This is a genomic window from Solwaraspora sp. WMMA2101 (assembly GCF_049179175.1).
GTDB lineage: Bacteria > Actinomycetota > Actinomycetes > Mycobacteriales > Micromonosporaceae > Micromonospora_E.
On record NZ_JBMHMA010000006.1, the window covers coordinates 4,101,853 to 4,123,250 of the forward strand.

The 21,398-nt window shown below is 73.8% G+C and carries 19 protein-coding genes; 14 read left to right on the forward strand and 5 right to left on the reverse strand.

Features of this window, described 5'->3' with window-relative positions; translation table 11 throughout:
• Positions 1 to 195: 195 nt before the first annotated feature.
• Positions 196 to 1,560 carry a phosphoglucosamine mutase gene (gene glmM / locus ACN28F_RS19630; RefSeq protein ID WP_282229442.1) on the forward strand — a complete coding sequence of 455 codons (1,365 nt, stop codon included), beginning with the start codon at positions 196 to 198 and terminating at the stop codon, positions 1,558 to 1,560.
• 19 nt (positions 1,561 to 1,579) lie between these two features.
• Here glmM and ACN28F_RS19635 read toward each other — a convergent pair whose 3' ends face one another.
• Both ACN28F_RS19635 and ACN28F_RS19640 read right to left on the reverse strand, forming a co-directional pair.
• A complete protein-coding gene (locus tag ACN28F_RS19635) occupies positions 1,580 to 3,448 on the reverse strand; it encodes an Hsp70 family protein (RefSeq protein WP_421359089.1) in 1,869 nt (622 codons plus the stop codon).
• Positions 3,449 to 3,525: 77 nt separating this feature from the next.
• Entirely contained in the window at positions 3,526 to 4,731 is a 1,206-nt protein-coding gene (locus ACN28F_RS19640) for a pyridoxal phosphate-dependent aminotransferase (RefSeq protein WP_421359090.1), read from the reverse strand.
• Positions 4,732 to 4,881: 150 nt separating this feature from the next.
• Here ACN28F_RS19640 and glmS point away from each other — a divergent pair, with 150 nt between their 5' ends.
• Positions 4,882 to 6,813: a glutamine--fructose-6-phosphate transaminase (isomerizing) gene (gene glmS / locus ACN28F_RS19645; RefSeq protein ID WP_289209354.1), complete on the forward strand. Its 1,932-nt coding sequence runs from the start codon at positions 4,882 to 4,884 to the stop codon at positions 6,811 to 6,813.
• Here glmS and ACN28F_RS19650 read toward each other — a convergent pair.
• Together ACN28F_RS19650 and ACN28F_RS19655 are read right to left on the reverse strand one after the other, a co-directional pair.
• Positions 6,800 to 8,410, reverse strand: coding sequence for an alpha/beta hydrolase (locus ACN28F_RS19650; protein WP_421359092.1), 1,611 nt, complete (start codon positions 8,408 to 8,410; stop codon positions 6,800 to 6,802). The genes glmS and ACN28F_RS19650 overlap by 14 nt on opposite strands.
• A complete protein-coding gene (locus ACN28F_RS19655; RefSeq protein WP_289209356.1) occupies positions 8,407 to 8,709 on the reverse strand; it encodes a hypothetical protein in 303 nt (100 codons plus the stop codon). The genes ACN28F_RS19650 and ACN28F_RS19655 overlap by 4 nt, the downstream gene beginning before the upstream one ends.
• 134 nt (positions 8,710 to 8,843) lie before the next feature.
• On the opposite strand from ACN28F_RS19655, the gene ACN28F_RS19660 reads away from it, so the two are divergent.
• The 6 genes from ACN28F_RS19660 to ung all read left to right on the forward strand — a co-directional run bounded on the left by ACN28F_RS19660 (position 8,844) and on the right by ung (position 14,265).
• A complete protein-coding gene (locus ACN28F_RS19660) occupies positions 8,844 to 9,212 on the forward strand; it encodes a holo-ACP synthase (protein WP_289209357.1) in 369 nt (122 codons plus the stop codon).
• Between the two features lie 61 nt (positions 9,213 to 9,273).
• A complete protein-coding gene (locus tag ACN28F_RS19665; RefSeq protein ID WP_421359094.1) occupies positions 9,274 to 10,773 on the forward strand; it encodes an NAD(P)H-hydrate dehydratase in 1,500 nt (499 codons plus the stop codon).
• A gap of 16 nt (positions 10,774 to 10,789) precedes the next feature.
• Positions 10,790 to 11,908, forward strand: a complete 1,119-nt coding sequence (gene alr / locus ACN28F_RS19670; protein WP_289209359.1) for an alanine racemase — start codon at positions 10,790 to 10,792, stop codon at positions 11,906 to 11,908.
• Entirely contained in the window at positions 11,905 to 13,020 is a 1,116-nt protein-coding gene (locus tag ACN28F_RS19675) for an alpha/beta fold hydrolase (RefSeq protein ID WP_289209360.1), read from the forward strand. Before alr ends, ACN28F_RS19675 begins: the two co-directional genes overlap by 4 nt.
• Entirely contained in the window at positions 13,017 to 13,520 is a 504-nt protein-coding gene (gene tsaE, locus ACN28F_RS19680) for a tRNA (adenosine(37)-N6)-threonylcarbamoyltransferase complex ATPase subunit type 1 TsaE (RefSeq protein WP_289209361.1), read from the forward strand. Before ACN28F_RS19675 ends, tsaE begins: the two co-directional genes overlap by 4 nt.
• Before the next feature lie 58 nt (positions 13,521 to 13,578).
• Positions 13,579 to 14,265: a uracil-DNA glycosylase gene (ung, locus tag ACN28F_RS19685; protein WP_289209362.1), complete on the forward strand. Its 687-nt coding sequence runs from the start codon at positions 13,579 to 13,581 to the stop codon at positions 14,263 to 14,265.
• 3 nt (positions 14,266 to 14,268) lie between these two features.
• On the opposite strand, the gene ACN28F_RS19690 is transcribed toward ung, so the two are convergent.
• The gene (locus ACN28F_RS19690; protein ID WP_421359098.1) at positions 14,269 to 15,018 is read right to left on the reverse strand and encodes a helix-turn-helix domain-containing protein; all 750 of its coding nucleotides are present in this window, start codon (positions 15,016 to 15,018) and stop codon (positions 14,269 to 14,271) included.
• Positions 15,019 to 15,273: 255 nt separating this feature from the next.
• Between ACN28F_RS19690 and tsaB the strand changes: the two genes are divergently transcribed.
• The 6 genes from tsaB (at position 15,274) to ACN28F_RS19720 (ending at position 21,393) form a co-directional block, all read left to right on the forward strand.
• Complete coding sequence (gene tsaB / locus ACN28F_RS19695) at positions 15,274 to 15,990, forward strand: tRNA (adenosine(37)-N6)-threonylcarbamoyltransferase complex dimerization subunit type 1 TsaB (protein WP_421359099.1); 717 nt, start codon at positions 15,274 to 15,276, stop codon at positions 15,988 to 15,990.
• Positions 15,987 to 16,478, forward strand: coding sequence for a ribosomal protein S18-alanine N-acetyltransferase (rimI, locus tag ACN28F_RS19700; RefSeq protein WP_289209365.1), 492 nt, complete (start codon positions 15,987 to 15,989; stop codon positions 16,476 to 16,478). The genes tsaB and rimI overlap by 4 nt, the downstream gene beginning before the upstream one ends.
• The gene (gene tsaD, locus ACN28F_RS19705; protein WP_421359101.1) at positions 16,471 to 17,517 is read left to right on the forward strand and encodes a tRNA (adenosine(37)-N6)-threonylcarbamoyltransferase complex transferase subunit TsaD; all 1,047 of its coding nucleotides are present in this window, start codon (positions 16,471 to 16,473) and stop codon (positions 17,515 to 17,517) included. Before rimI ends, tsaD begins: the two co-directional genes overlap by 8 nt.
• A gap of 11 nt (positions 17,518 to 17,528) precedes the next feature.
• On the forward strand, positions 17,529 to 17,783 hold the full coding sequence (locus ACN28F_RS19710) for a hypothetical protein (RefSeq protein WP_289210824.1): 255 nt from the start codon (positions 17,529 to 17,531) through the stop codon (positions 17,781 to 17,783).
• A gap of 137 nt (positions 17,784 to 17,920) precedes the next feature.
• The gene (locus tag ACN28F_RS19715; RefSeq protein WP_421359103.1) at positions 17,921 to 19,600 is read left to right on the forward strand and encodes an ABC transporter ATP-binding protein; all 1,680 of its coding nucleotides are present in this window, start codon (positions 17,921 to 17,923) and stop codon (positions 19,598 to 19,600) included.
• Positions 19,597 to 21,393, forward strand: a complete 1,797-nt coding sequence (locus ACN28F_RS19720; RefSeq protein ID WP_421359105.1) for an ABC transporter ATP-binding protein — start codon at positions 19,597 to 19,599, stop codon at positions 21,391 to 21,393. The genes ACN28F_RS19715 and ACN28F_RS19720 overlap by 4 nt, the downstream gene beginning before the upstream one ends.
• Positions 21,394 to 21,398: the final 5 nt, after the last annotated feature.

Below are 21,398 nucleotides of genomic sequence, written 5' to 3' on the forward strand. Positions count from 1 at the left end.
GGCCGGGACACCCTTTCCACAGGGTTTCCTGGCCGTCCGTGCTTTTTTGTCTAGTTGGCGTGTTTTCTCCCGTTCGCCGGCAGTATCTTCATCGGTTGCCGGACCCCACCCGCACCACCTCGGGTGGGCCACCCCTCACCCCGTGACGGGCCGGCGGACCGGCACCATCAGCGGGACCATCGGAGGATGACAGGTATGACGCGGCTGTTCGGCACCGATGGCGTACGCGGGCGGGCCAACGCCGATCTCACCCCGGAGCTGGCGATGGCGGTCGCCGTCGCCGCCGCCCACACCCTCGCCGAGCGTGATCCGAGCCACCAGCCGCTGGCCGTCGTCGGCCGCGACCCCCGGGCCAGCGGGGAGATGCTGGAGGCGGCGGTGGTGGCCGGACTGACCAGCGCCGGTGCCAACGTGCTGCGGGTCGGCGTGCTGCCGACCCCCGGGGTGGCGTTCCTGGTCGGCGAGACCAAGGCCGACTTCGGCGTGATGCTCTCCGCCTCGCACAACCCGATGCCCGACAACGGGATCAAACTCTTCGCCGCCGGTGGGCACAAACTGCCCGACGACATCGAAATGAAGATCGAGGCCGCGATCGACGCGGCGATCTCCGGCGACGGCTCGGTCGGCCGGCGCCGCCCGACCGGGGCCGGCATCGGCCGGGTGCACGACCTGCTCGACGGCGCCGAGCACTACGTCGGGCACCTCACCAGCACGGTCGGCCACCGGCTGGACGGGCTGAAGGTGGTGGTCGACTGCGCCAACGGCGCGGCGGCCGAGGTCGCGCCGGTGGCGTACCGGGAGGCCGGCGCCGAGGTGATCGCGATCAACGCCGAGCCGGACGGGCTCAACATCAACGACGGCTGCGGCTCCACCCACCTGGACGTGGTGCGGGCCGCCGTGCTGGAGCACGGCGCCGACCTGGGGCTGGCCCACGACGGCGACGCCGACCGCTGCCTGGCGGTCACCGCCGCCGGCGACGAGGTCGACGGCGACGAGATCATGGCGATCCTCGCGCTGGCCATGCGCGACGCCGGGACGCTGACCGCCGACACCCTGGTCGCCACCGTGATGAGCAACCTCGGTCTGCGCCTGGCCATGTCCCGGGAGGGCGTCAGGCTGGTCGAGACCAAGGTCGGCGACCGGTACGTCCTGGAGGAGCTGCGCTCCGGCGGGTACGCCCTCGGCGGCGAGCAGAGCGGTCACATCGTCCTGCCGAGTTTCGCCACCACTGGCGACGGGGTCCTCACCGGTCTGCAGCTGATGTCCCGGATGGCGGCCACCGGCAGGTCGCTCGCCGAACTGGCCGCCACCGTCACCAAGCTGCCCCAGGTGCTGATCAACGTGCCGGTCGGCGACCGGATCGCCGGCACCGAGGCACCGGCCGTGCGGGCGGCGGCGCAGTCGGCCGAGGCGGAGCTGGGCGGCACCGGCCGGGTGCTGCTGCGCCCGTCGGGTACCGAACCGCTGGTCCGGGTGATGGTCGAGGCGGCCACCGTGGCCGACGCCCGGTCGGTCGCCGAGCGGATCGCCGACGCGGTCCGCGCCGCCAGCCCGGCCTAGGCACCGGCCAGCGGCACCGTCAGGCCTGGGGGCCGTGGGCCGGGGTCGAGAGCGGCCGGACCCGGGCCATCTGTGTCGAGAACGTCCCGTCGGTGCTGAAGGTGAACAGCTCGTCGCGGGTGCACCGGTACTGCACCGGTACGGCGCTGAACTCGGGGACACTTTCGCGTTGCAACTCGTCGCCCCGGAAGAGCCGGATCACCGCGTCGACCTCGGTGTACCGCATGATCAACTCTGCGTCCTCGGCGTGGTAGCTGCCGGTGGCCGTGCCGAGGACATGGTCCGACCAGAAGACCCCGTCGTGCTGCGCCAGGCGGTGGGCGCGGTGGGTGTAGTCGACCGACAGCGAGCCGTCTGCGGCGAAGGTGGTCATGGCGCCCTCGCCGCCGCGGTACCGCACCGGGTCGCCGTCCACCGTGCCGTCGACCTCATCCACGGTGGTTCGCCAGGTGCCGACCAGACAGGGGTCGACGCCAGCGGGATACCCGGTACCGGCCGACGCCAACGGTTGCCCGACCGGCCCTGTCGCGACGTCGGAGCCGCTGCTGAAGCCGCTGCCGGTGCCGCTGCCGGAGTCGTCGGTGGAGCCGATGTCGGGCCAGAATGGGGCGAGCGCCGCGGCGACGCCGAGCAGCCCGGCTACCGCTGCGGCCAGTAGCACCGGCCGGCCGGGCCGGCGTCGGCCGGCCTGGACCGGCGGCGTACCGGGCGGTGCGGTCCCGGCCGGGGGTACGGCGGGCGCGGCGCCCGGCGGACCGGGCGTGGACCCGCCGGGGTCGACGCCCGGCGGCAGGATGCCGGTCGCCGGCGGCCGGTGGTCGACGACCCGGGGCACCCGTACGCTGCCCTCGGCGACGGCCAGCTCCGGCTGCTCCACGGTGACCGGTGCGATGCCGAAGCGGCGGTGCAGCACGGTGGCGACCGCCGGCATCCGGCTGGACCCGCCACAGAGGAATATCGCGGACAGGTCGGTGGCGGAGATCCCGGCAGCGGACAGGGTCTGCTCGACGGTGCCGACCGTGCGTGCGATCACCGGTGCGGCGAGTTCGTCGAGTTCCTCGCGGCCCAGCGGTACGTCGACGTCGAGCAGCGGCAGGTGGATCAGCGTCGTCGAGGCCCGGGACAGCATCTCCTTGGCCGCCCTGACGTTGTGCCACAACTGGTGGCGGGCGCGGCGGTCGCCGACGGATCGCGGCTGGTCGAGCCGCTGCCACAGGGCCGCCGTACCGAGGGCTCGCAGCCGCGCGACGATCGCCGCGTCGATGTCGAGGCCGCCGCAGTCCGGGGTGCCGTTCGACGCCTCGGTTCGGAATTCGACGCCGTGCCGGCGTACGACCGCCGCGTCGATGGTGCCGGCGCCGAAATCGTAGATCAGCACCCGGCCGCCGTCGGGCACCCGGTCGCCGGCGATGTGCGCCAGGTGGTGTGCGGCGGCGACCGGTTCGTCCAGCAGCCGCGTCTGCGGACCGGCCGCGTCGGCCAGCACCGCACGTCGGACCGGGCCCCAGCCGGCCGGGCAGGTGACGGTCAGTTGCGGGTCGGCGTCGTCGGCCGTGACCGCCCGGGCGGCGGTGCGCACCCGGTCGAGGACGGCCCGGTACAGCTCGGCGACGCCGACCTCGGTGCCGGCGAGCAGGACCGTGCCGTCGTCGATGCGCAGTTTCGGGTGCGGTTCGAAGGCCGCCGGGGTCGAGATCGCCGTGTGCAGTGCGTCCCGGCCGGTGAGCAGCTGACCGGTGGGATCGAGGCAGACCGCCGACGGCAGCACCGGGGAACCGTCGAACAGCAGCGGGCGGGGCTCCCGCCCGGCGACCGCCAGCACCGCGACGGTGGACGAGGTCCCGAAGTCGATGCCCAGCTGAGGGCGGTTCAGGTTGCCTGCGTGCACCTGGCGCAGTCTAGGTCGTCACCGCACATCCGCACGCGTCGTGCGGTGCCGGCCGCTGGCGTACCCACCGTGAGCGCTCACCGCTGGCGCAGCGCGGCCAACCGCCGGGTGGCCTCGGTCAGGACCTCGGGCTGTTTGCAGAAGGCGAACCGGACCAGCAGCCGGCCCGCGTCGGGGTCGTCGTAGAAGACCTGGGTCGGTACGGCGACCACGCCGCAGCGCTGCGGCAGCGACCGGCAGAACTCGACGCCGTCGGTGCCGCCGAGCGCGCTGATGTCGGCGGTGGCGAAGTAGGTGCCCTCCGGAACGAGCACCCGGAACCCGGCCCGGTGCAGTCCGGCCACCAGTTGGTCGCGCTGGGTCTGCATGCGTTCGCGCAGCCCGGTGTAGTAGCTGTCCGGCAGGTTCAGTGCCACCGCGACCGCCGGTTGCAGCGGTGCGCCGTTGACGTAGGTGAGGAACTGCTTGACCCGGGTGGTGGCGGCGACCAGGGGGGCAGGGCCGCTGGCCCAGCCGATCTTCCAGCCCGTACAGGAGAAGGTCTTGCCGGCCGACGAGATCCGCAGGGTCCGCTCGCGCATCCCGGGCAGGGTCGCCAGCGGGATGTGCGGGGCGTCGGCGTCGGTGAAGACCAGGTGCTCGTACACCTCGTCGGTGACCGCCCAGACGTCGTGTTCGCGGCAGAGCGCGGCGATCGCCGACAGCTCGGTCAGGGTGAAGACCTTGCCGGTCGGGTTGTGCGGCGAGTTGAGCAGCACCAGCCGGGTCTTCGGGGTGAACGCGGCGCGCAGTGCGGCCGGGTCGACGGCGTACCGGCCGTCGCCGTCGGGGCGCAGGGTGACCGGTCGGCGGACCGCGCCGGCGAGGGCGATCGTCGCCGCGTACGAGTCGTAGTAGGGCTCGAAGCAGACCACCTCGTCACCGGGTTCGCAGAGCGCGAGGATCGCGGCGGCGATCGCCTCGGTCGCGCCGGCGGTGATCAGGATCTCGGTGGCAGGGTCGTAGTCGAGGCCCCAGAACCGGCGTTGGTGTCCGGCGACCGCCTCGCGCAGCGCCGGGATGCCGGGGCCGGGTGGGTACTGGTTCTGCCCGGCCCGGATCGCTTCGGCGGCGGCGGTGAGCATCGCTGTCGGCCCGTCGGTGTCCGGGAAACCCTGGCCGAGGTTCACCGCCCCGGTGCGCACCGCGAGTGCGGACATCTCGGCGAAAATCGTCGTCCCGAACGGGCGCATCCGGTGCACCAGCGGGTCGATGTCGGCGGGTACGTCGGGGGAGGTGACCACCTCGCCACTTTATGCGGTCCATCGAAGCAAATGACGGCAGCCGTGTTTTATCCGGAATGACGTCTATAGCCGCTTACTGATCAGCTGGGGTGAGCGATCGAGGGGGTTATGCGCACACGGGATGAGCGGAGGTGGGTTAGGCTACGGGCCATGTGTGGAATCGTGGGGTACGTCGGTGCGCGACCGGCGTTGGGAATCGTGCTGGACGGGCTGCGGCGACTCGAGTACCGGGGCTACGACTCGGCCGGCGTGGCCATCGTCTGCGGCGACGAACTGCGGACCGAGAAGCGGGCCGGCAAACTGAGCAACCTGGAGAAGGCCCTCGGTGACGAGCGGTTCGGCTCCGCCACCGCCGGCGCCGGCACCGAGACCGGCTGCCCGCCGCCCATCGGCATCGGCGACGGCACCGCCGGCATCGGCCACACCCGGTGGGCCACCCACGGCGGCCCGACCGACCGCAACGCCCACCCGCACCTGTCCCGCGACGGCCGGGTCGCGGTGATCCACAACGGGATCATCGAGAACTTCGCCAAGCTCGTGGCCGAGTTGGAGGCCGACGGCGTCGAGTTCGTCAGCGACACCGACACCGAGTGCGCCGCCCACCTGCTCGCCGCCGCCCTGGCCGACCTGCGGGCCGCCGGCGAACCGGACGGACCCCAGCTGCTCGCCGCCGCGATGCGCCGGGTCTGCCAGCGCCTCGAAGGCGCCTTCACCCTGCTGGCCGTCGACGCCGCCATCCCCGACGCGGTGGTCGGCGCCCGCCGCAACTCCCCACTGGTCGTCGGGCGCGGCCCGGGCGAGCACTACCTGGCCAGCGACGTCTCCGCGTTCATCGAACACACCCGCGACGCCGTCGAGCTCGGTCAGGACCAGGTCGTCCTGATCACCCCGGACAGCATCGAGATCACCGACTTCACCGGCGCACCCGCGCTGGGCCGCGACTTCCACATCGACTGGGACGCCTCCGCCGCCGAGAAGGGCGGCTACGACTACTTCATGCTCAAGGAGATCGCCGAGCAGCCGCAGGCGGTCGCCGACACCCTGCTCGGCCGGCTCACCGAGACCGGCGAGATCATGCTCGACGAGGTCCGCCTCACCGACCAGGACCTGCGCGACGTCGACAAGGTCTTCATCGTCGCCTGCGGTACGGCGTACCACTCCGGCATGGTCGCCAAGTACGCCATCGAGCACTGGACCCGGATCCCGTGCGAGGTCGAGCTGGCCAGCGAGTTCCGCTACCGCGACCCGGTGCTGGACCGCTCCACCCTGGTCGTGGCGATCTCGCAGTCCGGCGAGACGATGGACACCCTGATGGCGCTGCGCCACGCCAAGGAGCAGAAGGCCCGGGTGCTGGCGATCTGCAACACCAACGGCTCCACCATCCCGCGCGAGTCCGACGCGGTGCTCTACACCCACGGCGGCCCGGAGATCGCGGTCGCCTCCACCAAGGCGTTCCTCACCCAGCTGGTCGCCTGCTACCTGATCGGCCTGCACCTGGCCCAGGTGCGCGGCATCAAGTACGCCGACGAGGTGGCCGCCGTCGTCAGCCAGCTGCAGGAGATGCCGGCGAAGTTGCGGCAGGTGCTCGACGCGATGGAGCCGGTCCGCCAGCTCGCCCGGGACCTGTCCACCGCCAACCAGGTGCTGTTCATCGGCCGGCACGTCGGCTACCCGGTGGCTCTCGAAGGCGCGCTCAAGCTCAAGGAGCTCGCCTACATGCACGCCGAAGGGTTCGCCGCCGGCGAGCTCAAGCACGGCCCGATCGCCCTGATCGACCAGGGCACCCCGGTGGTCTGCGTGGTTCCGTCCCCGGCCGGCCGGGGCATGCTGCACGACAAGATCGTCTCCAACATCCAGGAGGTACGGGCCCGGGGCGCCCGTACCGTGGTGATCGCCGAGGAGGGCGACACCGCCGTCGTGCCGTACGCCGACGAACTGATCTACGTACCGCGCACCCCGACCCTGCTCGCGCCGCTGCTGACCACGGTGCCGCTGCAGGTGCTCGCCTGCGAGATCGCCGCCGCCCGGGGCCACGACGTCGACCAGCCCCGCAACCTGGCGAAGTCGGTCACCGTCGAGTGACCACCTCCCGCTGGTGCTCACCGCCGAGCACGATCCGGGCCATCGCGTCCAACGCCGGATTGTCCTGCGCCCAGTAGCCCAGGTGACCGGCCGAGTCACCGGTGAAGACCCGGGCGCCGAACCCGTCGGCGCTCGGGTCCTGCCCGTGCCACAGCCGGTCACCCGGCCACAGCTGCGGCCAGGTCGCGTGCCGGATGACGTCGTCGTCGGCGGTGCTGGCCCACACCTGGTCGGCCGGCACCGCCAACTCGTCGACCTGGTCCACGCCGACCCCGGGTGAGCCGACGAAGATCAGACTCTCGGCCGCCAACTGCGGATCCCGCGCCGCCGTACCCACCACCAGCGAGCCGTAGCTGTGCCCGAGCACGGTCAACCCCGCCGGGTCACCGCCGTCGCGGCCGGCGGCCAACCCGGCCTGGAACCGCTGCAGGTCCACCGCGCCCCGCTGCGCCGGCAGCGGGCTGGCCGCCTCGTCGACGAACGCGGGAGCCGCGTAGTCCAGCCACAGCACCCCGGCGGTCGCCTGCTGCGGCGCCAACTCGTGACAGCGCAGCACCACCTGCTCGGTGCGGGCCAACTCGCCGCCGGCCCGGGCCAGCCCGCTGCCCATCCCCGGCACATGGGTCAGCACCCGCGTCGCCGCGTCCGGGTCGCCCAGCGCCACGATCACCCGACCGGTCGGTGCCGGGCCGCCCGATCCCGGGCCGCCCGATCCCGGGCCGCCTGATCCCAGGCCCTCGTCCAACGCCAACAGATACGCCCGGGGCCCGGTAGGTGCGGCCAGCCGGCCGGCGACCACGTCCAGACCGGCGATCAACCGGTCCAGCCGGCGGGCCTGCCCGACCACCGTCGCCGAACCGGCACCGCCATCGGGCAGCGCCGCCCGCTGGCGCACCAACGCCGCCCGGCGGCGGTCCAGCAGCAACCGGTTCGCCTGGTCGCGTACTGCCGCCGGCAGCCCGTCGAGCCGGCCGGTCCAGGCCGGCTCGTGCCGGATCAGCCACCGCCGCTGCGCCGACGTCAGCCCGTCCCACCAGGCCCGCACCCGCGCCGGCGAAGCGTTCGCCGGTGGCCGACCCGGTGGCGGCCGGGCCGGCCAGCCCTGCGCGGCGGCGGTGGCGAGCGCGTCGAGCCGACCGGCCGCGTCGGCGTCCGCCGCCTCGGCCAGGGCGAGCGCCCCCGCGATCCCGTCGGCCACCCGGGCGGCACCGGCCAGGGTCGGACCGTCCGGCCGGGTCACCAAGGGGTCCACAGTGACCCGACCGGTGCGGTCGACGGAGACACCGAGCCGGCCCGCCGTACCGACCCAGTCGGCGAGCACCGCCTTGGCCCGGCTCAGCCGCTCCGCGTACCCGCTGAGGACCTGGTCGACCACGCACAGCTCCGGGCCGGCGGCGGCCAACCGGTCACGCAGGACGGCCAGCCGCCCGTCGGCGGCGGACGCCGCCGGCCCGGTCCACCCCTGGCGCAGCCGGTCGGCCGCCCCGACGACCTCGGCGGTACGCCGGTCGACGACCGGCTGCGTCCGTCGCCAGGCCACCGCCGCCGCCTGCCAGGCGGCCGGGTCGGCGCGCCACAACCGCTGGTACGCGGTCACCGGCCCAGCCGACGGGCCGACCGGGCGTCGGCCTCGGCGTAGCCGTCGGCGGCCGCCGCCAGGGCCCGCCCGGCCGACACGGCGTCGGCCCCGGCCTGGCAGAGCTGCCGGTGCACCACCTCGGCCACCTCGGCCAGCAGGTCGGCCGCCGCCCAGCCGGGTGCCTCGACGGTCAGCTCCGGCCCGCCACCGAGCCCGTGCCCCAGCCGCTGACCCGACACAGCGAGTCGGTCGGCGACCTCGTACAACGTGGCCGGACGCACCGTCAGCGGCCCCGGTCCACCGGAGAACCCCTGCATGCCACCTCCCGATCCGGGCGCCGACCGGGCGGCCGGCGGCGGTGCCGACACGCTAGCGACGATCCCGACGGTCCCGCTGCACCCTGTGGACAACCGGCGGCCGGCGGTGCCGCAGCGCCGGTATGGTGGCTGATGTGATCGTGTCAGTCGGGCTGGACGTCGTCGCCGTCGAGCGGTTCGCCCGCGCGGTGGCCCGCACGCCGTCGCTCGCCGACCGGCTGTTCACCGAGGCCGAGCTGCTGACCCCGGCGGGCAACCGCCGGACACCGGCGTCGCTCGCCGCCCGCTTCGCCGCCAAGGAGGCGGTTGCCAAGGCGCTCGGCGCACCGGCCGGGCTGCGCTGGCACGACTGCGAGGTGGTCGCCGATCCGGACGGGCGGCCCTGGCTGACCGTCTCCGGCACGGTCGCCGCCGCCGCGGCCGCGCGTGGGGTGCGCCGGTGGCACCTGTCGCTGTCGCACGACGGCGGCATGGCCTCGGCGATGGTCGTCGCCGAACGATGAGCAGGGCAACGACGCGTAGGGCAACGACGCGTAGGGCAACGACGAGCAGGGAGTGGTGGTCGTGATCGGAGTCTGGCGGGTGTCCGACGTGCGCCGTGCCGAGCAGGCACTGCTGGCGACGCTGCCGCCGGGCACCCTGATGCAGCGGGCCGCCGCCGGGCTGGCCCGGCGCTGCGCGCTGCTGCTCGCCGGGACCGGCGGCGTGTACGGCGCCGAGGTGCTGCTGCTGGTCGGCTCCGGCGACAACGGCGGCGACGCGCTCTACGCCGGGGCCCGACTGGCCCGGCGCGGGGCCCGGGTCGCCGCCTGGCTGCTGCACCCGCAGCGGGCACACGCCGGTGGGCTCGCGGCGCTGCGCGCCGCCGGCGGTCGGGTCACCGACGGCCCTGGCCGCTGCGTCGACCTGGTGGTCGACGGCATCGTCGGCATCGGCGGCAGTGGCGGCCTGCGTGCACCGGCGGCCGAGGCGGTGACCCGCGCCACCACGGCGGCCTCGGCCCGTGGTGGGCGGCCGGCAGTGGTCGCCGTCGACGTGCCCAGCGGCGTCGCGGTCGACACCGGCGGCGTCGCGGTGGACTCCGGCGGCGCCGCGGCGCCGGCCGTCCGCGCCGACGTGACCGTGACCTTCGGCTGCCTCAAACCGGCGCTGGCGGTCGGGCCGGCCGCCGCCGACGCCGGACAGGTCGAGCTCGTCGACATCGGGCTCACGCCGTGGCTGCGCGGCACCCCCGCGTTCGAGGTGCCCGGCCACGCCGACGTGGCCCGCTGGTGGCCGGCGCTGGTACCGGCCGCCGAGAAGTACACCCGGGGCGTCGTGGGGGTCGCCACCGGTTCGGCCACCTACCCGGGGGCGGCGGTGCTCTCCGTCGGCGGGGCCGTCGCCGGCCCGACCGGGCTGATCCGGTACGCCGGCAGCGCCGGTGAGCAGGTGCTGGCCCGGTACCCGTCGGTGATCGCCACCGGTCGGGTCGCTGACGCCGGCCGGGTGCAGGCCTGGGTGTGCGGCTCCGGCCTCGGTGGCGGTGACCACGCCGCCGCCGAACTTCGGGCCGTGCTGGCCGCACCGGTGCCGGTGGTGCTCGACGCCGACGCGCTGACCATGCTGGTCGACGGCACCTGGTCGGAACAGCTGCGGGCCCGGCGGGCACCGACCGTCGTCACCCCGCACGACCGGGAGTTCGCCCGACTGGCCGGTGGTCAGCCGGGCGACGACCGGGTCGCCGCCGCGCTGCGACTGGCCGCGTGGATGCGGGCCACCGTTCTACTCAAAGGCGACCGTACGGTGGTCGCCACCCCCGACGGCCGCGCCTACGTCAACCCCACCGGCACCCCGGCGCTGGCCACCGGCGGCACCGGGGACGTCCTGGCGGGTCTGCTCGGGTCACTGCTCGCCGCCGGTCTGGCACCGGAGCACGCCGCCCTGGCCGCCGCGTACGCCCACGGGTTGGCCGGCCGCCGCGCGGCCGCCGCCGGCCCGGTGACGGCGGCCGAGGTCGTCGCCGCGCTGCGGCCGGTGGTCGGCGAACTGACCAGCGCGGAAGCTGCCCGATCAGGTGACTGATCAGTAGTCTGGACCCATGTGGCAGGCAGAGGTGCGGGTCGACCTGGACGCGATCCGGGAGAACGTCGCCCGGTTGCGGGCCGGGACCAGCGCCGAGCTGATGGCGGTGGTCAAGGCCGACGGGTACGGCCACGGGATGGTCGCCGCCGCCCGGGCCGCCCGCGAGGCCGGCGCCGACTGGCTCGGGGTCTGCACCCTGGGCGAGGCGCTGCAGCTGCGCGCCGCCGGCCAGACCGGGCCGGTGCTGGCCTGGCTGCTCGCCCCCGGGCTGGCGCTGCACGAGGCGGTCGCCGCCGACGTCGACCTCGGCGTGGGCAGCCGCGGCCTGGTCGCCGAGGCGGTCGCCGCCGCCCGGCTGGCCGGCCGGCCCGCGCGCCTCCATCTCAAGATCGACACCGGGTTGTCCCGGGGCGGCGCCACCGGGGACGACTGGCCCGACCTGGTCGAGGCCGCCGCCAAGGCGCAGTCCGACGGCACCGTCGAGGTGGTGGGCGTCTGGAGTCACTTCGTCTTCGCCGACGCGCCGGGGCACCCCACCATCGACGGGCAGCTGGCCGCCTTCCACGACGGCCTGGCGGTCGCCCACCGGTACGGCGTCCGCCCCCGCTACCGGCACCTGGCGAACTCGGCGGCCACCCTGACCCGCCCGGACACCCACTTCGACCTGGTCCGACCCGGGATCGCCTGCTACGGGCTGTCCCCGGTGCCCGGCGCGGACCACGGGCTGCGCCCGGCGATGAGCGTCCGGGCCCGGGTGATGCTCGCCAAACGGGTCCCGGCCGGCCAGGGCGTGTCGTACGGGCACACCTACCACACCGGGCGGGAGAGCACCCTCGCCGTGGTGCCGCTCGGCTACGCCGACGGGGTGCCCCGGCACGCCTCCAACTGCGGCCCGGTCCAGGTGGCCGGCCGCAACCGGACCATCGCCGGCCGGGTCTGCATGGACCAGATCGTCCTCGACTGCGGCGACGACGAGGTCCGGGCCGGCGACGTGGCCACCCTGTTCGGCGACGGCCGCCACGGCGAGCCCACGGCCGACGACTGGGCCGCCGCCGTCGGCACCATCAACTACGAGATCGTCACCCGGTTCGGCAGCCCCCGGGTGCCGCGCAGCTACCAGGACTCCCGGGCATGAGCCGGCAACGGGTGGCCCAACGAGCGGCGGGGCCGCGGGCCGGCGTACAGAAGGTGGCCCGGACCGCCGGGATCGTCGGCGCGGCCCTCGGCCTCGCCGCCGCCGGGGTGACCGCGACCGTCGCCGCCGAACGCGCCCTGGTCCGTCGGCTCAAACGCGACACCACCGACCCGTACGCCGACGAACCCTTCGGCGAGTTGCCCTACGACGAGACCCGGGTGGTCACCGCCAGCGACGGCACCGACGTGTACGTGGAGATCGTCGAGCCGGACGAGGACGCCCCGCCCCGGCCCACCGTCGTCTTCGTGCACGGCTACTGCCTGGACATGGGGACGTTCCACTTCCAACGCCGGGAGCTGACCCGCCGGGGCGAACACCGGATCGTCAGCTACGACCAGCCCGGGCACGGCCGGTCCGGGCGGCTGGAGTCGGGTGACTACGAGATCGCGGCCCTCGGCGACACGCTGCGGGCGGTGCTGGAACAGGCGGTCCCGGACGGGCCGATCGTCCTGGTCGGACATTCGATGGGCGGGATGACCATCATGGCGCTCGCCGAGCGCTACCCGGAGCTGTTCGACGAGCGGGTCGCCGGCGCCGTACTGATGGCGACCTCCGGCGGCCTGCTCGACGAGGCCAGACTCGGCGTACCGGCGATTCTCAGCCGGGCCGGCTCCCCGCTGCTGATGCTGGTCAACAACGCGACCCGGCTGACCGGCGGGGTGATCGACCGGACCCGGCTGGCCGCCTCCGACCTGAGCTGGCTGCTGACCCGCCGCTACGGCTTCGGCACCGACCGGCCCAGCCCGGCACTGGTCAGCTACGTGGAACGGATGAACTCGCGGACCTCCGCCGAGACGGTCACCCGGTACGTGCGGACCCTGCTCACCCATTCCCGGTACCCGGCGCTGGCGGTGCTCGCCCCCAACCCGACGCTGGTCATCGTCGGTGACAAGGACATGATCACCCCGGTGGCGCACTCCGAGGAGATCGTCCGGCGACTGCCGGACGCCGACTACGTCCAGATCGCCGACGGCGGTCACGTGGTGATGCTGGAACACGCCGACCAGGTCAACGCCGCGCTGTTCGCGTTCCTTGCGAAAATCCAGGAATGACAGTCCGGGTACGTCTGACCGCACTTGCCGACACCCACGCGTTCGGCCGACAACTGGGCCGCCTGCTGCGCCCCGGCGACCTGGTGGTGCTGGCCGGCCCGCTGGGCGCCGGCAAGACCGCCCTGGTCCAGGGGATCGGCACCGGCCTCGGAGTACGCGGCGACATCACCTCACCGACGTTCGTGATCGCCCGGGTGCATCCGCCGGACGCCGCCCTCGGCGGTACGTCGACCCTGGTGCACGCCGACGCGTACCGGCTCGGCGACGCACCCGACCCGCGCGCCGAGATCGACGACCTCGACCTGGACGCCGACGTCGACCGGGCGGTCACCGTCGTCGAATGGGGCGAGGGGATGGTCGAGCAGCTCGCCGACGCGCACCTGCTGGTCCGGATGCACCGGCACGACGACGACAGCCGGTCGGCGGAGCTGACCGGCGTCGGCGCCGACTGGGCCGAGCGTCTCGCCACGCTGGACGGTGATGTCGTAGCCGGGCGCTAGAGTGCGCCTCGTCTGCGGCACCCCGCCGATCCGACGGATCCACGAAAGGCGTTCTGCGATGCTCGACCTGTTGGCCATGCTCCCTACGGCCTGGACGGCGGCCCTCACCCCGCACCTGGATCCGGCTGGCACCGCCCGGCTCGGTGCCTTCGTCGCCGACGAGTACGCGACCCGGACCGTCTTCCCGCCGCAGGAGGACCTGTTCGCCGCGTACCGGCTCTGCCCGCCGCAGCAGTGCCGGGTGCTGATTCTCGGCCAGGATCCGTACCACCGGGCCGGCCAGGCCCACGGGTTGAGCTTCAGCGTCCGCGACGGTGTGGCGGTCCCGCCGTCGCTGCGCAACGTCTTCAAGGAGCTGGGCACCGACATCGGGGTGCCGATGCCCCGCAGCGGCGATCTGACCGGCTGGGCGGCGCAGGGGGTGCTGCTGCTCAACGCGGTGCTGACGGTCCGCGAGGGCACGCCCGGCTCACACGCGGGCAAGGGCTGGGAGGAGTTCACCGACGCCACGATCCGGGCGCTCGACGCCAGCGGGCAGCGGGTCGTCTTCCTGCTCTGGGGCGGGTACGCCCGCAGGAAGCGGGCGTTGATCACCAACCCGGCGCACGTGGTGCTGGAGGCGGGTCACCCCAGCCCGATGAATCCGCGCGGGTTCCTCGGCAGCCGTCCGTTCAGCGCCACCGACAAGGCACTCGCCGACGCCGGTCTGCCCGGCATCGACTGGAGCCGCACCGGCGCCGGCTGAGCCTCAGTCGGCTGCGGCCGTGCGGCGGACCTCACGGAACCGGCGCAGCAGGTCGGCCGTGTCCGGATCGACGATGTCGAGCTCGGCCAGCGGTACGACCGGATAGTGCTGCCCGTCGTGGCGTACCTCGATCGCCGGCGGGAGTTCGTCGTACATCCGGGCGTGGATCTCGCCGGCCATCGTCTGCCAGCGGTGCGGGTACGGCTCCCGAGGGTCGACAGGTATGTGGCGGTACTCCTGCCAGCGGTCCATCCACCGGGTGGCGTACTTGCGGGTGAGCCAGTCGGTGACGGCGTCTGCTTCTGACCAGAGCAATGCCACGTGCACTCCGGGCGCCGGCACCGGCGCGCCCTGCAGCAGCGCTGCGGTCGGACCGTCGAAGACGAAGCTGAACCCGGCGGCCTGGCGGTGGAACTGTTCGACGCTGGTCTGCGCGAGCCGGTCGGCGAACGGGCGGTCGGCGATCTCGGCGATCCGCCGGTCGATGTCGGAGTCGAGGTCCTCGACACCGACGGTCAGTTGGCGCCCCATCGCCGCGAAGAGGCGTTCGACCGTCGCCAGGCTCGGTGTCCGCGCCCCCTGCTCGATCCGGGCGATGGTGGCCTGTGCGACGCCGGCCCGGTCGGCCAACGCCTGCTGGGTCAGCAGCCGTGCCTGCCGCTCCTCGCGCAGCGTCGTGCCGATCAAGGCCGCCAGCGAGCCTGCGGGGGCCGCAGCTGCGGTGTGCTGGTCGTTCGGAGGGTGCTCTGCCATCGATGTCGATCCTTGTCCGCCGCCGAGCGGCTGTCCATCGCGACTGGACGTACGTATATTGCGCCACAATGATATTCCTCTGAGGAATAATTATTCCTCAGAGGAATACCGTTCAGCCGCGTAGTTGTCCCTCAAGTGCTGACGTTCCGTGACTTCCCCGCCCGTCGCGCACGCCCCGGCGCGCCAACTGGCGCGCCGGGGCGATCTGCCGGCCGGTGCGATGGTCGGCGGGGCTGTCCGGTTAGTGTGCTTACCGTGCTGGTACTCGTGCTGGATTCGTCGACGCCCGCGGTGACCGCCGCGCTGGCCGAGGTCACCGACGGTGTACGCCTGCTGGCCAGCCGCTGCGCGATCGATGGGCGCGCGCACGGCGAACTGCTCGGCCCGCAGATTGCCGCCTGCCTGGTCGAGGCCGGCGCGACGGCGACCGACCTCACGGCGGTCGTCGCCGGGCTCGGCCCCGGGCCGTTCACCGGGCTGCGGGTCGGCCTGGTGACCGCCGTCAGCATGGCGCACGCACTCGACATCCCGGCGTACGGCGTCGTCTCCCTCGACGCGCTCGGCCGGGCGCCCGCCGCCGACCCCGCCGCCGACCCCGCCGCCGACCCCGCCGCCGGCCCCGTGCTGGTCGCGACCGACGCGCGTCGGCGCGAGATCTACTGGGCGGTGTACGCCGGCGACGGGCGGCGGCTGACCGACCCGGCGGTGGCGACCCCGGCCGCCGTGGCCGAGGCCCTGCCGGGTGCCGCCCCGTCGGGCGTCGTCGCGGCGGTCGGCGACGGGGCGCTGCGCTACGCCGACGTCCTCGGCCTGCCGGTGCGGCCCGAGCCGCGCTACCCGAGCGCTCTGGCGCTGGCCGAACTCGCCGCCGACCGGGTCCGGGCCGGTGCCGACGGCGAGCCGCTGACCCCGTGCTACCTGCGCCGACCCGACGCGGTCGCGGCGACCGGCCGGAAACCGGTGCTACGGTGACCCGGGCCGGCACGCAGACCCGGGCCGGCACGCGGCCACGGATCGTCCAGTTCCGCTGGTGGCACATCGAGCAGGTGCTGCCGATCGAAGCGGACCTGTTCGGCGCGGAACAATGGTCGGCCGAGATGTTCTGGAACGAGCTGGCCAACGACCACCACTACCTGGCCGCCGTCGACGACGCCGACGAGGTCGCCGGGTACGCCGGACTGGCGTGGGCCGGTGACCCCGGGGCACCCGACGAGGCGTGGGTGCAGAACATCGCGGTTCGCCGCGACGCCCAGCGGCGCGGCCTCGGCCGTACCCTGTTGACCGCACTGCTCGACGAAGCCGGCCGGCGCGGTGCCGGCCGGACCTTCCTCGAGGTCGCGGTGGACAACGCGCCCGCACAGCGGCTCTACGCGGCGTACGGTTTCGAACCGGTCGGCGTACGTCGCGGCTACTACCAACCCAGCAACACCGACGCCCTGGTGATGATGCGAGATGGCTGACGAACCTCTGGTCCTCGGGATCGAGACCTCCTGCGACGAGACCGGAGTCGGCATCGTCCGCGGGCACACCCTGCTCGCCGACGCGCTCGCCTCCAGCGTGGCCGAACACGCCCGGTTCGGTGGCGTGGTGCCGGAGGTGGCCAGCCGGGCCCACCTGGAGGCGATCGTGCCGACCATGCGGCGGGCGCTCGACGACGCCGGGGTGACCCTCGCCGACATCGACGCGATCGCCGTCACCGCCGGTCCGGGCCTGGCCGGCGCGCTGCTGGTCGGCGTCGCGGCGGCCAAGGGCTACGCGATCGCCGCCGACAAACCGGTGTACGGCGTCAACCACCTCGCCGCACACGTCGCCGTCGACACCCTCGAACACGGTCCGCTGCCGGAGCCGGCGATCGCCCTGCTGGTCTCGGGTGGACATTCGTCGCTGCTGCTGGTCGACGACCTGACCGCCGGGGTCACCCCGCTCGGTGCCACCATCGACGACGCCGCCGGTGAGGCGTTCGACAAGGTGGCCCGGCTGCTCGGGCTGCCGTTCCCCGGTGGGCCGCCCATCGACCGGTCGGCCCGCGACGGCGACCCGGCCGCCATCGCCTTCCCGCGTGGCCTGACCGCGCCGAAAGACCTCGCCACGCACCGGTTCGACTTCTCCTTCTCCGGGCTCAAGACGGCGGTGGCCCGCTGGGTGGAGGCCCGCGAACGGGCCGGCGAGCCGGTGCCGGTCGCCGACGTGGCCGCCTCGTTCCAGGAGGCGGTCTGCGACGTACTGACCACCAAGGCGATCGACGCCTGCCGGAAGCAGGGCGTCGAAACCCTGGTCATCGGCGGCGGGGTGGCGGCCAACTCGCGGCTGCGGGCGATGGCCGAGCAGCGCTGCGCGCGGTACGGGATCCGGGTCCGGGTGCCCCGGCCCAAGCTGTGCACCGACAACGGGGCGATGGTCGCCGCACTCGGCTCGCACCTGGTGGCCGCCGGGGTGCCGGCCAGCCGGCTGGACCTACCGGCCGACTCCGCGCTGCCGTTGACCACGGTGAGCGTGTAATGTCCGGCGACGTGATCGTGCGGATGTGGGAGGCCAAGGCCGAGCCGTCCCGCCTGCCGGAGTTGCTCACCTGGGTCTGCGACACCGCGCTGGCGGAGATCGAGCACAGCCCGCTGCACCTGACCAGCGAGGTCTTCTCGTCCACCGACGACCGGGTGGTGGTCGTCTCGAAGTGGCGCAGCGGCCCGGTCTCCCTGCCGGATCCGCCGCTGCGGCTGGTCACCCGGCCGCCGCACAGCTGGGACTTCACCCAGGTCGACCGCTGAGCCGAGTCCTGCCTGAGGGGATGCGGAGCCGCCGGTCCTGCGGTCCGGGCCTGGTCGGCGAAATTCGGTGGCTTGCCGATCGGGCGGCGGCCTAGTCTCGCTGAGTCATGCGCCCGTTACCCGAACCCGATCCCGGAGTGCCCGACGCACGGTCGCCCGGGCGGTACCTGCTGTGGCTGGTCGGCAAGGTGGGTCCGGCCCTGACAGCAGCCGCGCTGCTGTCGGTGGTGTGGACGGTGAGTCAGGCGTTGATGCCGGCGGTGGTCGGGGTGGCAATCGACAGTGGACTCACCGACCGGGACGCCGCCGCCCTGCGTAACTGGGGACTGGTCCTGCTCGGTCTGGGGCTGCTCCAGGCCACCGCCGGAGTCGTCCTGCACCGGTTCGCGGTGTTCGTCTGGCTGTCCACGGCCTACCGGACCACCCAGATCACCGTACGGCAGGCCAACCGACTCGGTGCCGCCCTGCCGAAACGGCTGGCCACCGGCGAGGTGGTGAGCATCGGTACCGCCGACATCAGCAACCTCGGCAGCGCCATCGAGATCGTCAGCCGGGCCAGTGGGGCGCTCGTCGCGATCGTGGTGATCACCGCGATCCTGCTGGCCACCTCGGTGCCGCTCGGGCTCGTGGTGCTGGTCGGCGTACCGCTGCTGATGGCCGTGGTGGGCGGCCTGGTCCGGCCGTTGCACCGCCACCAGCAGGTGTACCGCGATCAGCAGGCCACCCTGGCGACGCTCGCGAACGACATCGTCACCGGGTTGCGGATCGTGCGTGGGGTGGGTGGCGAGCGGGTCCTCACGTCCCGCTACCGGACCGAATCGCAGGAGCTGCGCCGACGCGGCGTCCGGGTCGCCGGGGTCGAGTCCCTGCTCGAAGCCACCCAGCTGCTGCTGCCCGGCATGTTCCTGGTCCTGGTGACCTGGCTGGGAGCCCGGTTCACGCTGTCCGGTGAGATCACCGTCGGCCAGCTGGTGGCGTTCTACGGATACACCGCCTTCCTGGTCGGCCCGATCCGGACGCTCAGCGAGTTCATCACCACCGAGACCACCGGGTACGTCGCGGCCCGCCGGGTCGTCGGCCTGCTCGCGTTGGCACCCGAGCTGACCGACCCGCCCGAGCCCAAGTCGGTGCCCCGGCTGCCCGGCGTGCTCTTCGACGCGGTCTCCGGGTTGCGGGTGGCCCCGGGCCGGCTCACCACTGTCGCGGCCACTGACCCGGCGGCGGCGACCGCGCTGGCAGACCGGCTCGGGCGCTACGTCGACGCCGAGGTCACCCTGGCCGGCGTACCGCTGCGGGAGCTGGCGCTCGGCGCGGTCCGGGAGCGGATTCTGGTGGCCGACAACGACGCCCGGTTGTTCACCGGCCGGCTCCGCGACGAGCTCGACGCGACCGGGCAGGCCAGCGACGACGCGGTCCGGGCAGCCCTGGTGGCGGCCAGCGCCACCGACATCGTCGCGGCGCTGCCCGACGGGCTGGACGCCGAGGTCGCCGAGCGGGGCCGGGAGTTCTCCGGCGGTCAACAGCAGCGGCTCCGGCTGGTCCGGGCGTTGCTGACCGACCCGCCGATTCTTGTCCTGGTCGAGCCGACCAGCGCGGTGGACGCCCACACCGAGGCCCGGATCGCCGGCCGGCTACGTGCCGCCCGGTCCGGTCGTACCACCGTCGTGTGCAGCACCAGCCCGCTGCTGCTGGACCAGGCGGATCAGGTGGCGTTCCTGCACGACGGCAAGGTGGTCGCCGAAGGCACTCACCGGGCGTTGCTGGAGTGTGAGCCACGGTACGCGGCCCTGGTCACTCGGGGTGGTGACCAGCCGTGACCACGCTTGCGGTGGCCGGGCCGGCGCAGGTCCGTCGATACACCCGTACGGTGATTCGCCGGCACCCCCGGATGCTCGCCACCGCGATCGCCCTGCACGCGGCGGCGGCGGTCGCCGGGCTCGCCGCGCCGAGGCTGCTGGGCGGCCTGGTCGAGGCGTTGTCCGCCGGTACCGTCGCCGCGACGGTGGACCGTACCGCGTCGGCCATCGCGGGGTTCCTGATCCTGCAGTCGGTGTTGGCCCGCTACGCTCACGTCGCCTCGTCGCGACTCGGTGAGCGGGTGCTCGCCACGCTGCGGGAGGAGTTCGTCGAGCGGGTGCTGGCCATCCCGCTGGTCACGGTGGAGCGGGCCGGCACCGGTGACCTGCTGACTCGTACCTCGCGTGATGTGTCGGCGCTGTCGCGTACGGTGCGTTTCGCGGTCCCGGAGACGCTGATCGCGCTCAGCACGGCGATCTTCATCGTCGGTGCCCTGGTCCTGCTCGGCCCGCTGATCGCGGTGCCCTGCCTGATCGTGGTCCCGCTGCTGTGGGCCGGCACCCGCTGGTACCTGCGTCGGGCCCCGGAGGGCTATCTGCGGGAGAGCGCCGCCTACGCGGACATCACCGACGGGTTGAGTGAGACCGTCGAGGGGGCGCGGACCGTGGAGGCGCTGCGGCAGCAGGACCGCCGCCGGCTGCGCACCGACACCGACATCCGCCGCCAGTACGCCGCCGAGCGCTACACCTTGTGGTTGCGGACCGTCTGGTTCCCGATCATCGAGATCGGGTACGTGGTGCCGGTCGTTGCCACCCTGGTGATCGGTGGGTGGTTCCATCTGCGGGGCTGGGTCAGCCTCGGCCAGGTCACCGCCGCCGTCATCTATGTGCAGATGCTCAGCGGACCGCTGGACCGGCTGCTCAACTGGCTCGACGAGCTGCAGGTCGGCGGCGCGTCGCTGGCCCGACTGCTCGGCGTCGCGCAGGACGACGGCCCGTCGCCCGAGCCGGCGGCCGGTTCGACGGATCCGGTGGCCGGTTCGGCGGAGCCGGTCGCCGCCCGGGACGTCCGGTTCAGCTACGTCGACGGGTACGAGGTGCTGCGCGGGGTGACCCTGGTGCCGCAGCCGGGGGAGCGGATTGCCATCGTCGGACCGTCCGGCGCAGGCAAGTCCACCCTCGGCCGGCTGCTCGCCGGTGTGCTGCGGCCCACCGCCGGGGCGGTCACCGTCGGCGGGGTGCCGCTGGCCGACCTCGACCCCGACCGGCTGCGCTCCCAGGTCGCCCTGGTCACCCAGGAGCATCATGTCTTCATCGGCACGGTCCGGGACAACGTGGCGATGGTCCGGCCGGACGCCACCGACGACCAGGTGCGGGCCGCCCTGGCGGCGGTCGACGCGCTCGACTGGGCGACCGAGCTGCCGGCGGGACTGGCCACTGTGGTCGGTGCCGGCGGGCATCCGCTGTCGGCGGCTCAGGCACAGCAGTTGGCGCTGGCCCGGCTGGTGTTGGCCGATCCGCAGACGTTGGTGCTGGACGAGGCGACCTCGCTGATCGATCCGCGTACCGCCCGGCAGCTGGAACGCTCGCTGGCCGCGGTGCTGCACGGGCGGACGGTGATCGCGATCGCGCACCGGCTGTTCTCCGCCCACGACGCCGACCGGATCGCAGTGGTGGAGGACGGCCAGATCAGCGAGCTGGGTTCGCACGACGAGCTGGTCGCCGCCGGTGGCTCGTACGCCGCACTGTGGCGGTCCTGGCACGGCGCGGACACCGCCACCGGTGCGGACACCGCTACCGACGCGCGCGGCTGACCGGC